Source organism: Nocardiopsis mwathae, assembly GCF_014201195.1.
GTDB lineage: Bacteria > Actinomycetota > Actinomycetes > Streptosporangiales > Streptosporangiaceae > Nocardiopsis_C > Nocardiopsis_C mwathae.
The window spans coordinates 2312314-2328084 of the sequence record NZ_JACHDS010000001.1 but is presented as its reverse complement, the minus strand read 5'-3'; the positions used below and the strand labels follow the sequence as shown (position 1 = coordinate 2328084).

Below are 15771 nucleotides of genomic sequence, written 5' to 3'. Positions count from 1 at the left end.
CACGGTGCCTGCCGCACGCGCCCCCCACCGCACAGACGCTTCCTCGAAAGGTGGACCCGATGTCCCGCAAGCACGCCCTCGGGGCGATGCTGCTCACCCTCACCCTGGCGCTGACCGCCTGCGGCGGCGGCCAGGACGCGTCGTCCGGCGGCGACGCCTCCGGCGACGGCGCCTTCCCGGTCACCATCGGGCACAAGTTCGGCGAGACCGAGATCACCGCCGAACCGGAGAAGGTCGTCACCCTCGGCCTGTCCGACCAGGACGCCGTGCTCGCCCTGGGCGTCAAGCCGGTCGGGGCCGTGGACTGGTTCAAGGAGGACCCCTACGGCAAGTGGCCCTGGACCAAGGAGCTGTGGGGCGACGAGGCCCCCGAGATCGTCGGCGAGCGCGACGAGTACAACATGGAGAAGATCGCGGCCCTGGAACCGGACGTGATCATCGCCCAGTACTCCGGCATGCAGCAGGAGCAGTACGACAAGCTCTCCGAGATCGCTCCCGTCGTCGCCCAGCCCAAGGACCACCCCGACTACGCGGCGCCCTGGAAGGAGATGGCGCAGCGGATCGGCCAGGCCCTGGGCCGGGAAACCGAGATGGACAAGCTGATCGAGGCGACCGACGCGAAGTTCGCCCAGGTCCGCGAGGAGCACCCGGAGTTCGCCGACGAGACCGTCATCGTCGCCGACAGCTTCGAGCCCGGCGTCTACTCCGCGTTCGCCGCGACCGACCCCAAGGCGCTCTTCTTCCAGGAACTGGGCTTCCAGCTCTCCGACGACGTCGACGACCTCGTCGAGAACGACATGAACGTGGCCGAGTTCGGTTCCGAGAAGCTCGACCTGCTCGACTCCGCCGACCGTGTGGTCTGGGTGACCTCCGGTGAGGAGGCCGACGACCGCATCAAGGACGAGAAGCTCTACCAGCGCCTCGACGTCGTCAAGGACGGCCGCGACCTGTTCATCCCCTACGAGGACCCCGACATCGGCGCCGCCTTCTCCTTCAACACCGTCCTGTCGATCCCCTACGCCGTCGACGAGACCGTTCCGCTGCTGACCGCCGACGACCGGTAGCGGCGGCCCCTGACGGAGTACCCGAAGCCACCGTAGCCGGAAAGGCGTCTGAGATGGTGTTCGACGGTCAGCCTCTGACCAGTGCGCAGGCCGGAGTCTGGAAGGCCCAGCAGGTCGAGCCGGACAGCCCTGTCTACAACATCGCGTGGTGCGTGGAGATCCGCGGCCGCGTCGACCTCGACCGGCTCGCCGCCGCCGTCCGGCGCGCGACCGCCGAGGCCGAGAGCCTGCACACGGTGTTCACCACCGCCGCGGGTCCCGACGGTACTCCCCGCCGGACCGCGGCGCCGGCCGACCCGGCGCCGCGGCTGCTGGACCTCAGCGCCGACCCCGACCCGGCCGCCACCGCGGACGCGTGGATGCGCACCGACCTCGACCGTGCCGCCGACCTCGAACGCGGCCCCCTGTTCACCCAGGCGCTCCTCCGCCTCGGCGACGGGCACGTGCGCTGGTACCAGCGCTACCACCACCTCGTCATGGACGCCTACGGCGGCACCCTCGTCACACGGCGGGCCGCCGCCCTCTACACCGCCTCGGTGTCCGACACGGAAGCCGGTGCGGGCGACGGCCCCGCGGGCAGCCGCGCGGCCCCCTCGGGGCGCGGGCAGGCCGGACGCACCGGCTTCGGCCCGTTGGACCGGCTGCGGGCCGCCGACGCCGCCTACCTGGCCTCGCCCGACCACGAAACCGACCGCGAGTACTGGCACACACTCCTCGCCGACCGCCCCGAACCGGCCCGGCTGGTCGAGCGCGCCGACACCCCGATGCGCCGCTTCCTGCGCCGCACCCTCCACCTTCCGGCCGCGTCCACCCAGGCGCTGCGTGACGTCGCCGAGCAGGCCGGCACCCGGCTGTCCAGGGTCGCCGTCGCCGCCGTCGCCGCCTATGTGCACCGCGCCACCGGCAGCCGGGACGTCATCCTCGGCCTACCCGTCACCGCCCGCCCGGACCCGGGCACGCGCGACGTCCCCGGCATGGCCTCCAACGTGCTGCCGCTGCGCCTCACCGTGCGCCCCGACACCACCCCGGCCGATCTGGTGCGCACCGCGGACGCGCAGGTCCGCGCGCTCGTCGCCCACAGCCGGTTCCGCGGCGAGGACCTCGCCCGGGAACTCGGACTGACCGACGGGCTGCCCCGGCTCGTCGGGCCCACCGTCAACTTCATGGGCTACACAGGCGACGGCATGCGCTTCGGCGACCACGAGGTCGAGCACCGCAACCTGTCCCTGGGCCCGGTCAACGATCTGTCGGTCTCCGTCGACGAGCAGGCCGACGGCCGCGGCCTCACCGTCAACCTGGACGCCGACGCCGCCGTGTGCACCCCCGAGGAGCTGGCCGGGCACGAGTACCGCCTGCTCGCCGTGCTCGACGCGATCGCCGAGCGCCCGAACGGGCCCATCGGCGCCATCGAGTTGCTGCCCGAGACCGAGCGCACCCGCCTCCTGGCGGACTTCGGCGCCGATCCGCGCGACGTCGACGAGCTCACCTGGCCCGCCGCCGTCGAACGCCAGGCCGCCCGCACCCCCGGCAATGTCGCCGTGGTCTGCGGGCCCGACCGGCTCACCTACGCCGAACTGGACGCCGCCGCCAACCGGCTGGCCCACCTGCTGCGTGAGCGCGGCGTGCGCGACGAGGACGTCGTCGCCGTCGCGCTGCCCCGCTCGACCGACCTCGCCGTCGCCCTGCTCGCCGTCATGAAGGCCGGAGCCGCCTACCTGCCGATCGACCTCGACCATCCGCGCGAGCGGATCGCCTACATCTGTTCGGACGCCGGAGCGCGGCTCATCATCACCGCCTCCGAGCTGACCGGCGACCTTCCGGGCTCCGATGGGCCGGTGGATCCGCCGCGCCCGTCCACCCTCCTGCTCGACACCGCCGACACCTCCGGCTACCAGCACGCCGCCCCGCCCGCCACCCCCCGCCTGCACCAGGCCGCCTACGTCATCTACACCTCCGGGTCCACCGGCCGCCCCAAGGGCGTGGTCGTCTCCCACGACGGCATCGGCAGCCTCATCGCGACCGCCGTCGACCGCCTCGGCGTCGATGCCGACAGCAGGGTCGTGCAGTTCGCCTCCGTCGGGTTCGACGTCGCCGTGTGGGACCTGACCATGGCGCTGGGCGTCGGCGGGCGCAGCGTCATCGTGCCGAGCGAGCGCCGCGTCGCCGGGATCGAGCTGACCGACTACATCACCGAGCAGGGCGGAACCCACATGATCCTGCCGCCGTCCCTCGTGGCGGCCCTGCCCGCCGAGTGCGAGCTGCCCGAGGGGGCGGTACTGGTCGTCGGCACCGAGACCGTCCCCCCGCAACTGATCGCCCGCTGGTCGCGGCGGCTGCGCGTCGTCGCCGCCTACGGACTGACCGAGGCCACGGTCAACTCCACCCTGTGGGTCGCGGACACGCGGCACAAGGCCCCCGGCACGGGGGCGAGCCAGCGAGCCGAGCCGTCGGCGCCGATGCGCGCAGCGCCGGTGGCGCCGGAGGCGGAGTCGGGTGGGGAGCCCGAGCGCGGCCATGGCAGGGTCCCCATCGGTGTTCCCGACCCCAATACCCGCTGCTACATCCTCGACTCCGCGCTTCGCCCGGTCGGTGTCGGTACGGAGGGCGAGCTGTACGTGGGTGGGCGTGGACTGGCCCGCGGCTACCTCGGCCGCCGGGGGCTGACCGCCGGGCGGTTCGTCGCCGACCCGTTCGGCGGACCCGGGGCGCGCATGTACCGCACCGGCGACCGCGCCCGCTGGCGGGCCGACGGCAACATCGACTTCCTCGGCCGCGGTGACGCGCAGGTGAAGATCCGCGGCTACCGGATCGAACCCGGTGAGGTCGAGAACACGCTCATGGCGCACCCCGAGGTCTCCCAGGCAGCGGTGGTCGTCCGCGACGACCAGCGGGGCGCCAAGCGCCTGGTCGCCTACGCCGCGGGTACGGCCGCACCCGGGGACCTGCGCGCCCATGCCGCCGCGGGCCTGCCCGAATACATGGTGCCCTCCGCGGTCGTGGTGCTCGACGGCCCGCTGCCGCTCACACCCAACGGCAAGCTGGACGCCGCCGCCCTGCCCGAACCGGACTGGAACGCGCCGGTCGGCGACGCCGCGCCCGCCACCCCCGCCGAGCGGGCCCTGGCCGACCTGTTCGCCGACGTCCTCGGCCTGGAAGCGGTCGGTGTCCATGATGGCTTCTTCGAGCTGGGCGGCGACAGCATCATCGCCATCCGCCTCGTCGGCGAGGCCCGGCGAGCCGGGATCGCGATCACGCCCCGCGACGTCTTCGCCCACCGCACGGTCGCGGCGCTGGCCGAAGCGGCCGACGCCGCCGCCTCGCAGAGGGAGGCGGCGGGCGGCACGGCCGAGCCGGTCCGGCTCGACGACGACGCGCTGCCGGTCTCCCCACTGCAGGAGGGCTTCTACTTCCACGCGGTGTTCGACGAGGGCGCCGCCGACGTCTACGCGGTGCAGGAGGTGATCGATCTCGCCGGGGACGTCGACGCCGCCGCGCTGCGCGGCGCACTGCAGGGCGTGCTCGACCGCCACCCGCTGCTGCGGGCCGGGTTCCACCGGCTGCCCGACGGGAGGGTCGCCCAGCGCCTGGCCGAACGCGCCGACCTGCCCTGGCGGGAGTTCGACCTCACCGGGGCGGACGCCCCCGACCGTCGGCTCGCGGAGATCCTGGAGCGTGACCGGGCCCAGCGCTTCGCCCTGGACGAGCCGCCCCTGCTGCGGGCCATGCTGGTCCGCACCCCTGAGGGGGAGACCGGCCACAAGCTGGCCCTGACCCTGCACCACATCATCGCCGACGGCTGGTCCGTCGAGATCATGCTGCGTGACCTGCGCACCGCCTACGCCGGCGGGCAGGCGCCGGAGGCGCCCGACCACCGCGCCTACCTCGCCTGGCTGGCCGCCCGCGACCACGACGCCGCGTGCGCGGCCTGGGGCGCCGCCCTGGCGGGGGTGGACGAGCCCACCCGGCTGGTGGCGGACGCGGAGGAGCGGCTACCCCGCCCGGAACTGGTCACGACCGAGCTGCCCGCGTCCCTGGCCGCCGATCTCGACGCGCGCGCACGACAGAACGGGCTGACCCTGAGCACTGTCGTGCACGGGGCCTGGGGGCTGCTGCTGGGCACGCTCACCGGACGCTCGGACGTCCTGTTCGGCAGCACCGTCTCCGGACGCACCGCCGACGTCGCGGGCATCGAGTCGATGGTCGGCCTGTTCATCAACACCCTGCCGACGCGGATGAGCACGCGGCCCGGTGATACGGTCGCCGACGCACTGGCCCGGCTGCGTGACGAGCAGTCCGCCCTCCTCGACCACCACCATGTCGGCCTGGCCGACGTGCAGCGCACGGTGGGCCTCGGCGAGCTGTTCGACACCCTCGTGGTCGTCGAGAACCAGCCCGACGCCCCGGAGCAGGCGGCCCCGCCCGGTGGCGCGCGGCTCGACATCACCGCCGTCGACGTGCGCGACGCCGTGCACTACCCGCTCGCCCTCATCGTGCTGCCGACCGGCGGCACCGAGGGGGCCGGGCCCACCGGCACCCGCCAGGGGCTGGAGCTGCGCTTCAAGCACGACGCCGCCCGTCTGCCCGCCGCCGCGGTGCGGGAGCTCTCCGACCGTTTCGTGCGCCTCCTGGCCGCCATCGCCGCCGACCCCGCGCAGCCCGTCGCCCGCCTCGACCCGCTGACCGGCGCCGAGCACGGTCAGCTGGCCGGTTTCAACGCGACCACCTGCGACGACGTCCCGGACGCCACTCTGGTCGAACTCATCGCCGCCCAGGCGTCCGCGACCCCCGAGGCGACGGCGGTCATCGCCGACGACGAGGTCGGCACGACCCTCACCTACGCCGACCTCGACCGACGGGCCGAAGCACTGGCCCGCAGGCTCCGCGGCGGAGGCGTCGGCCCCGACCGGGTCGTCGCGGTCGCGGTCCCCCGGTCCGCCGAGCTGACGGTCGCCCTCCTGGGCGTCCTCAAGGCCGGCGCCGCCTACCTTCCCCTCGACCTGGACTACCCGGCCGACCGGGTGGCCTACATGCTCGCCGACTCCGGCGCGCGCACCGTCGTCACCGTCCCCGGCGCGGCCGACCACCTCCCGGTCCTCGACGGCCTGGACCGGTTCGTCCTGGGCGAGGCCGACAGCGCGGACACCGTCGACCACCCGACCGCCCCCGCGGCGGCCCGGCCCGACGATCCCGCCTACCTCATCTACACCTCCGGATCGACCGGTCGGCCCAAGGGGGTCGTCGTGACGCACCGGGCGATCGTGAACCGGCTGGCGTGGATGCAGGACCACTACGGCCTCACCGCCGAGGACCGGGTACTGCAGAAGACCCCCTCCGGCTTCGACGTCTCGGTGTGGGAGTTCTTCTGGGCTCTGTGCGAGGGCGCCGCCGTCGTACTCGCCCGGCCCGACGGGCACCGCGACCCCGCCTACCTGGCCGACCTGATCCGGCGCCGGGGCATCACCACGCTGCACTTCGTGCCGTCGATGCTGGAGGCCTTCCTCCGGGCCGAGGAGGTCACCGCGGACCCGGGGTGGGCGGCGAGCCTGCTGCGCGTCTTCAGCAGCGGCGAGGCGCTCGCCACCGGCGCCGCCGCCCGCTGGGACGCCCTCACCGGGGTCCCGCTGCACAACCTCTACGGCCCGACCGAGGCGGCCGTGGACGTGACCTGGTATCCGTTTGCCCCCGGCGCGAAGGCCGACGCGAGCGTGCCCATCGGGTGGCCGGTGTGGAACACGCGCCTGCACGTCCTCGACGTGTACCTGCGGCCGGTGCCTCCCGGGGTCCCTGGCGAGCTCTACCTGGCCGGGGTCCAGTTGGCCCGCGGCTACCACCGCCGCCCCGGGCTGACCGCCGAGCGGTTCGTCGCCGACCCGTTCGGTGAACCCGGGGAGCGCATGTACCGCACCGGCGACCTGGTGCGCCGACGCGCCGACGGAGCCCTGGAATACCTCGGGCGCACCGACCGGCAGATCAAGGTCCGCGGCAACCGCATCGAGCCCGGCGAGATCGAGGCCGCGCTCACCGCGCTGCCCGGCGTCGCACGGGCGGCCGTGGTCGCGCGCGGCGGGATGCTCGTCGCCTACCTCGTCCCCGCCCCGGGGCACGACGGCCTCGACCCCGAGCACCTGCACGCCGAGCTGGCCGAGCGGCTGGCCGCACCGATGGTGCCCAGTGCGTTCGTCCTGCTCGGCGACCTCCCGCTCACCCCCAGCGGCAAACTCGACTCCGCGGCGCTGCCCGCCCCCGCCACGGCCGCCCCGACGCCGGCGCGGGCGCCGCGCGACGCCCGCGAGCGCCTGCTGTGCGCGAGCTTCGCCGCGACTTTGGGACGTGCCGAGGTCGGCATCGACGACGACTTCTTCATGCTCGGCGGCGACAGCATCACCTCCATCGCCGTCTCCAGCCGGGCCCGTGCCGCCGGGCTGGAGATCAGCCCGCGCGACGTGTTCCGACACCGGACCCCTGCCGCGCTCGCCGCCGTCGCGCAGGCGACCGTTCCGGCCACGGGCGCGGGCGACACCGCCCCCGCGACGTTCAGCCTCGCCCCCGAGGAGACCGCCCGGGTCGAGGCGATCAGCCCCACCCCCGTGGTGGACATCTGGCCGCTCTCCCCGCTGCAGGAAGGCCTGTACTTCCACTCCAGCTACGACGAGGGCGCCCTCGACGTCTACATCTCCCAGGAGGCCCTCGACTTCGACCGGCGTCTCGATGCCGACCGGCTGCGCGCCGCCTGCGCCACGCTGCTGGCCCGCAACCCCAGCCTGCGCGCCGGCTTCACCGGTGACGGTGTGCCCCGGCCGGTGCAGTTCATCGCCACCGACCCCGAGGTGCCGCTGACCGAGGTCGACCTGTCCGGCCTGCCCGAGGGCGAGCGCTCCGCCCGCCTCGCCGAACTCATGGAGAGCGACCGCCGAGAGCGATTCGACCTGGCCCGCCCGCCGCTGTGCCGCCTGCGCCTCGTCCGGATGTCCGACGGCCGCGACCGGCTCCTGATCACCCACCACCTCGTGCTGTGGGACGGTTGGTCGGCCTGGCTGTTCCTGGAGCAGCTGTTCGCCCTCTACGAGCAGGGCGGCGACGCCACCGGGCTGCCCGAACCCGGTTCGTACGGCGACTACCTCGCCTGGCTGGAGCGCCAGGACGCCGCGGCCGCCGCCGCGGCATGGCGTGACGCCCTGGCCGGGCTGGAGGAGCCCACACTCGTCGCCGCCGACGACCGCGGCCGCGAGCCGGTGATCCCCGCCGACGTCGACGCGTGGCTGACCGAGGAGCTGACCGAGCGCCTGCGCGGTCAGGCCCGCAGCCACGGCCTCACCCTCAACACGCTGCTCAGCGCGGCCTGGGGTATGGTGCTGGCCGCCATGCTCGGCCGCGACGATGTCGTGTTCGGCACGGCCGTCGCAGGGCGCCCCGTGGAGGTGCCGAACGTCGAGAGCGTCATCGGCATGTTCCTCAACACCGTGCCGACCCGCCTCACCTTCGACGCCGGAGAGTCCGTGCTGGACCTGCTGCGGCGCGCCCAGTCCGAGCGGGCCGCGCTCATGCCCCACGAGTACGTCGGGCTCGGCGACATCCAGCGTGAGGCCGGACACCGCAAGCTCTTCGACACCCTGTTCGTGCTGCGCAACGCCGACGGCGACGAACGGCAGGCGGGGCTGCGCCGCCGCCACGGCATCACCGCCGTGTCCAACGTGGACGGCACACACTTCCCGCTCACCCTCATCGTGACCCCGGGCGAACGCCGCCTGCGCGTCACCCTGGCCGCGCGCCCCGACCTGTTCGACGGCGGCGCGGCGGCCGACGTGCTTGCGCGGTTCACCACGGCCCTGGAGAACCTGGCCGCGGACCTCACCGTCCGGGTCGCCGCGGTCGACGTGGTGCCCGCCGCCGAGCGCCAGGTCCTGGAACAGGAGTGGGACTCAACCGCCCGCCCGCTGCCCGACGACACCGTCGCCGACATGCTCGCCGACCAGGCGCGGCGCACCCCCGATGCCACCGCACTGGTGGCGGGGGAGCGGGTGCTCACCTATGCCGAACTCGACGTGCGGGTCAACCGCCTGGCCCGGCTGCTGCTGGCGCGGGGCGCCGCCCCCGAGCGCGTGGTCGCGCTGGCGCTGCCCCGCTCGGTCGACATGGTGGTCGCCCTGTTCGCGGTACTGCGCACTGGAGCCGCCTACCTGCCCCTGGACCTCGACCACCCGGCCGACCGGCTCACCCTCATGCTGGAGGACACGGCGCCGCTGTGCCTGCTGTCCGCGGGGGAGGTCGCACCGATCCTGGCGGGTGGAGGCGTGCCGACCGTCCTGATCGACGACCCGGACGTCCGCGCCGAAATCGATGCGCTGTCCGGCGCCGAGGTCGCCGACGACGAGCGGCCCGACTTCGCCCACGGGCGCCCCGGGCGCATGGACCACCCGGCCTACGTCATTTACACCTCCGGCTCGACCGGTCGGCCCAAGGGCGTCGTCACGCCCTACCGGGGACTGACCAACATGCAGCTCAACCACCAGGAAGCCATCTTCGGTCCGGCCATCGCCGAGGCCGGAGGCAGGCGGCTGCGCATCGCTCACACCGTCTCCTTCGCCTTCGACATGTCCTGGGAGGAGCTGCTCTGGCTCGTCGAAGGCCACGAGGTCCACGTATGCGACGAGGAGCTGCGCCGCGACGCCGAGGCGCTGGTTGCCTACTGCGATGCCCACCGCATCGACGTCGTCAACGTGACACCGACCTACGCCCAGCTCCTCATCGAGGAGGGGCTGCTGGAGCACGACGAGCACGTCGGCCGCCACCGCCCGGCACTTGTCCTGCTCGGCGGCGAAGCCGTCTCCGACTCTGTGTGGTCGCGGCTGCGCGGCACCGAGGGCACCTATGGCTACAACCTCTACGGACCCACCGAATACACCATCAACACCCTCGGCGGCTCCACTTTCGACAGCGCGACGCCGACCGTCGGGCGGCCCATCTGGAACACCCGCGGCTACGTGCTCGACTCCCGCCTGCGGCCCGTCCCGCCCGGCGGCCCCGGTGAGCTGTACATCGCCGGGGTCGGCCTGGCCCGCGGCTACCACGACCGGCACGGCCTGACCGCCGAGCGGTTCGTCGCCGACCCGTTCGGCGGACCCGGGTCGCGCATGTACCGCACCGGCGACCTGGTGCGCCGCCGCCCCGACGGCAACCTCGATTTCCTCGGCCGAACCGACGACCAGGTGAAGATCCGCGGCCACCGCGTCGAACCCGGCGAGGTCGCCGCCGAGCTGGCGGCCCACCCCGGGGTCCGGCAGGCAGCCGTCGTCGCCGACGCCTCCGGGCCCGGAGGTGCCAAGCGGCTCGTCGGCTACGCCGTGTGCAACGAGGAACTCCTGGCCGAACTGCGCGGTCACCTGAAAGCACGGCTGCCCGACTACATGGTCCCTGCCGCCCTCGTCGCGGTCGACGGCCTGCCGCTGACCGTCAACGGCAAGCTCGACGTCCGGGCGCTGCCCGCACCCGTGTCCACCGCGGCCCAGCAGAGCCGTCCGCCCCGCACCGCGGAGGAGCGGGAACTGTGCGCGCTGTTCGCCGAGGCGCTCGGTGTCGCGGAGGTCGGCATCGACGACGACTTCTTCGACCTCGGCGGCCACTCGCTGCTGGCGACCCGGCTGATCAGCCGCGCCCGCACCGCGCTCGGCGCCGAGCTGGCCATCCGCGACCTGTTCGAGGCGCCGACGGTCGCCGAACTGGTCCGCCGCGCCCAGGGCGACGGCGCGGGGGAGCGGACGGCCGCACGCCCCGAGCTGGTCGCCGCCGACCGCCCCGCCGAGTTGCCGCTCTCCCACGCCCAGCAGCGGCTGTGGGTGATCCAGCAGCTGGAAGGCGCCTCGGCGGCCTACAACTTCCCACTGGTGCTGCGCATACGCGGCGGACTCGACGTCGAGGCGTGGTGCGCCGCACTGGGCGACGTCGTGGCCCGCCACGAGGCCCTGCGCACCCTCATCGGCGAGCGGGACGGGGTTCCGTTCCAGCGCATCGTGCCCATCACCGACGCGAGGGCGAGTGAGCGAGCGGAGCCGTCGATCCCGACTGGCCGCAGGCCTGAGTGGGTTGGCGGTGCAGCGAGCGGTGAGCCCGAGCGCGCAGCAGGAACAGTGGCTCGGCCCGACATCGGCGTCAGGGCCGCCAGGGAGGACGAGATCGCGGACATCGTGCGCGACGCCGTCGCGCGCCCCTTCGACCTCACCCGTGAGCTGCCGCTGCGCGCGACCATCGCCGAGGTCGGCCCCGAGGACCACGTGGTCGTGCTGCTCCTGCACCACATCACCACCGACGAGTGGTCCGACCGCCCCTTCCTGCGCGACCTCGCCACCGCCTACGCCGCCCGGCGTGGCGGCACCGCCCCCGTCTGGGAGCCGCTGCCGGTCCAGTACGCCGACTACGCGCTGTGGCAGCGGAGGCTGCTCGGCGACCCCGCCGACGCGGACAGCCGCGCCGCCCGCCAGCTCGACCACTGGGCGCGTGTCCTCGACGGCGCCCCCGAGGAGGTCGAGCTGCCTCTGGACCGGGCGCGGCCCGCCCGCCCCACCTTCGCGGGGGCCGACCTCGACCTGGAGCTCGACCCCGACACGTGCCGGGCGCTGCGCGCGCTCTCCCAGCGGACCGGGGCGAGCATGTTCATGCTGCTGCACGCGGCGGTCGCCGCACTGCTGCACCGCATGGGCGCGGGCGACGACATCCCCCTGGGTGCCCCCATCGCCGGGCGCACCGACGAGGCCCTGGACGACCTGGTCGGCTTCTTCGTCAACACGCTGGTGCTGCGCACCGACGTCTCCGGCGACCCGACCTTCACCGAGCTCGTGGCGCGCGTGAAGGACACCGACCTCACCGCCTTCTCGCACGCCGACGTGCCCTTCGAGGCGGTCGTGGAGCGGCTCAACCCGGTCCGGTCCCCGGCCCGCAACCCGCTGTTCCAGGTGATGGTCGGCTACCACGCGCGCTCCGGCGACCTGCTGGACCTGCCCGGACTGCGCGTCGAGGGCGTGCCCTACGAGACCCGCACCGCCAAGTTCGACCTCGTGTTCAGCTTCACCGAGCACATGGGAGCCTCATCGGATGCGGGCGGCGCCGCGGCCGACACGGTCGACGCGGGCAGCCGCATCACCTGCCGGATCGAGTACGCCACCGAGCTGTTCGACGCCGCCACCGTCACCCGGCTGGGCGAGCGCCTGTCCCGCCTGGTCGGCGCGGTCGCCGACGATCCGGAGGCGCCGGTCAGCGCCGTCGACATCCTCGCCGCCGACGAGCGCCGGCTGGTGCTGGAGGACTTCAACGCCACCACCCGCACGGTCGACGAGATGTCGATCCCCGGGGCGTTCGCCCGCAACGTCGCCGAGCGGCCCCGAGCCGTGGCCGTCGTCGACCGGGGGCGCGAGGTCACCTACGCCGAGCTCGACACCCGCGCCGAGGAGATCGCGCGGCTGCTGCGGCGGCGCGGCGCGGGCCCGGAGAGCGTCGTCGGCGTCGCGGTTCCCCGGACCGCCGACATGATCGCCACCGTGCTGGGCGCGCTCCGGCTGGGCGCCGCGTTCCTGCCGCTGGACCTCTCCCACCCGGGCGACCGGCTGTCCTACATGATCGGTGACTCCGGAGCCCGGATCGTGGTCGGTACCGAGAGCACAGCCGGCAAGATCCCGCAGGTCGACGGTGTGGCAACGCTGCTCCTCGACGCCCCCGACACGGTCGCAGAACAGGTCGTCGGCGCCGCGCCCGCCACCGCGGTCGGCGTGACCTCGCTCGACCAGGCCGCCTACATCATCTACACCTCCGGATCGACCGGCCGCCCCAAGGGCGTGGTGGTCTCCCACGAAGGCATCGGCAGCCTGGTCGCCACCGCGGTCGACCGGATGGGCCTGCGGCCGGACAGTACCCTGCTGCAGTTCGCCTCCATCGGCTTCGACGTGTTCGTGTTCGAGCTGTCCATGGCGCTGTGCCACGGCGGGCGCCTCGTCCTCATCCCCGAGGAGGCGCGCGTCGCGGGCCCCGCGCTCACCGACTTCCTGGCCGAGCAGGGCATCACGCACATGATCCTGCCGCCGTCGCTGGTGTCGGCGCTGCCCGCCGAGTGCGAGCTGCCGGAGGGGTCGACCATCCTGGTCGGCACTGAAACCGTGCCCCCGGACCTGTTCGACCGCTGGTCGGGCCGGGTCGACCTGATCGCCGCCTACGGCCTCACCGAGGCCACCGTCAACTCCACGCTCTGGGTGCCCGACCCGGACGACGGCCCCACCGGCCGCGTCCCCATCGGCCGCCCCGACCCCAACACGCGCTGCTACGTGCTGGACGCCGCCCTGCGCCCGGTCCCGCCCGGCGTCATCGGTGAGCTGTACGTGTCCGGCCGCGGCCTGGCCCGCGGCTACCTCGCCCGGCACGGGCTGACCGCCGAGCGGTTCGTCGCCGACCCGTTCGGCGAGCCCGGGGCGCGGATGTACCGGACCGGCGACCGGGCGCGCTGGCGGGCCGACGGCGACCTCGACTTCCTCGGCCGCGTCGACGACCAGGTGAAGATCCGCGGGTTCCGCATCGAACCCGGCGAGATCATCGCCGCCCTCGCCTCCCACCCGGACGTGGCGCAGGCGGCGGTCGTCGCCGATCGCGCAGGCGACATCGTGCGGCTCGTCGGCTACGCCGTTCCCGCCGATCCCGGCGGGGCACCGCTGGACCCGGCCGAGCTGCGGGCGCACGTGGCCGGGCGGGTGCCCGAGTACATGGTCCCGGCCATCGTGGTGCCGCTGGACGGACCGCTTCCGCTCACCCCCAACGGCAAGCTGGACGTCAAGGCGCTGCCCGAACCGGACTGGAGCCACCTGGCCGGTGACGCCCGCCCCGCCACGCCCGAGCAGCGCCGCCTGGCGCGTCTGTTCGGCGAGGTCCTCGACCTCGACCGGCTGGGCATCGACGAGATCGGTGTCCACGACGACTTCTTCATGCTCGGCGGGCACTCGATGTCGTCGATGCGGCTGCTGGGCCGCATCCGCTCGGAGTTCGGCGCGGAGCTGACCATCCGCGACGTCTTCGACGCGCCCACCGTGGCCGGCCTGGCGGAGAAGCTCGGCGCAGGAGGGGGAGTGCGGCCCGCCCTGCGGTGTGGGGAGCGGCCCGACGAGCTGCCGCTCGCCCCGGCCCAGCGGTGGCGGTGGTCGCGGTACCGCGCGCTGCCCGCCCACGACCACGCGCTGGTGCTGCGCGCGCCCAAGGATCGGGACTTCGACGCCGACGCGCTGGCAGCTGCGCTGCGCGACGTGGTGGAGCGGCACGAGCCGCTGCGCACCGTGTTCGTCGAACGCGACGGGGCGGTCTACCAGCGCACCGTGGAGCCGCCCGAGCTGGAGACGGAACTGTGCGCCAACGTGGAGACGCGCCTGGCCTGCCACGCCCGCCACCGGCCCGACCTGGCCCAGGAGCCGCCGATGCGGGCGCGGCTGCTGATCCCGCGCGACCACCGGGGCGGCCAGGCGTTGCTGCTGACGTTGCACTACCTGGGCGTCGACGAGTGGTCGGTGGTTCCGCTGCTGCGCGACCTGAACACCGCCTACGCGGCTCGGCGCCAAGGGTGCGCACCGCAGTGGGGGCCGCTGCCGGTCACCTACGCCGACTACACCCGGTGGGCGCACGAGGTGCTCGGCGACCCGGCCGACCCGCGTAGCACGGCCGCCCGGCAGCTCGACTACTGGCGCCGTACCCTGCGCGGTCTTCCCACCGAGCTGCCGCTGCCCGCCGACCGTCCGGGCGCCGCCGCGGGCGTGCGCGGCGGACCGGGGTCGGTGGTGGAGTTCGTCCTCGACGAGGAGCTGCACGCGGCCGTGGACCGGCTCGCCCGCGCGACCCGGACGACCATGTTCATGGTCCTGCAGTCGGCCCTGGCGACCGTGCTCACCGGGCACGGGGCCGGGAACGACCTGCCGATCGGCACGCTGGTGGCCGGGCGGACCGAGGACGGGCTGGCCGACCTCGTCGGCTGCTTCTTCAACACCGTGGTGCTGCGGACCGACACCGGCGACGACCCCGCCTTCACCGACCTGCTGGGCCGCGTCCGCGAGACCGCGCTCAGCGCTCTGGACCACCAGGAGACCCCGCTGGAGGAGGTGGCCGGCGAACTCGGCTGGGACGGGCCGCAGGTGCTGGTCATCCACCACGAGCAGGCCGAGCGCTCCCAGCTGGAGGGGGAGCTCGGTACCCTCGACGCGGTCGACACGGGCACGGCACCCGCCGATCTGACGCTCGGCTTCCACGAGCCGCGGGGGAGCGGGGACGTGCACTGCGGCCTCATCTACGCCACCGACCTGTTCGACCGGGCCACCGCCGAGCGCCTGGTCACCGATCTGCTCACCGTACTGAAGGGAGCGGCGGCCGACCCCGGCCTGCCCCTCTCGGAGATCCTGAGGAGGAACCGATCATGAGCAACCCGTTCGACGACGCCGAAGGCCGCTTCCTGGTCCTGGTCAACGACGAGGGGCAGCACTCGCTGTGGCCGTCATTCGCCGAGGTCCCGGCCGGTTGGCGCACCGTCTTCGGTGAGGACACCCGCGACGCCTGCCTGGCCTACGTCGAGGAGAACTGGACCGACCTGCGGCCCAAGAGCCTCATCGACGCCATGGGCGGCTGAGCCGCACAGGACGCCGGACGTGTCCGCCCCCGCCTCGGGAGAAGAGGCGGGGGCGGACACGCCCGCGGCGGC

3 protein-coding genes are annotated in these 15771 nt (G+C 74.0%); all 3 read left to right on the top strand.

Annotation, left to right across the window (positions count from 1 at the left end; all coding sequences use genetic code 11):
* The first annotated feature begins 59 nt into the window (after positions 1–59).
* The 3 genes from HNR23_RS09740 to HNR23_RS09730 are packed head-to-tail and all read left to right on the top strand — an operon-like array spanning position 60 to position 15699.
* A complete protein-coding gene (locus HNR23_RS09740; protein WP_184075170.1) occupies positions 60–1064 on the top strand; it encodes an iron-siderophore ABC transporter substrate-binding protein in 1005 nt (334 codons plus the stop codon).
* 53 nt (positions 1065–1117) lie between these two features.
* Complete coding sequence (locus tag HNR23_RS09735; protein ID WP_184075168.1) at positions 1118–15493, top strand: non-ribosomal peptide synthetase; 14376 nt, start codon at positions 1118–1120, stop codon at positions 15491–15493.
* Positions 15490–15699, top strand: coding sequence for an MbtH family protein (locus tag HNR23_RS09730; protein ID WP_221308077.1), 210 nt, complete (start codon positions 15490–15492; stop codon positions 15697–15699). Before HNR23_RS09735 ends, HNR23_RS09730 begins: the two co-directional genes overlap by 4 nt.
* The last annotated feature ends 72 nt before the right edge of the window (positions 15700–15771 follow it).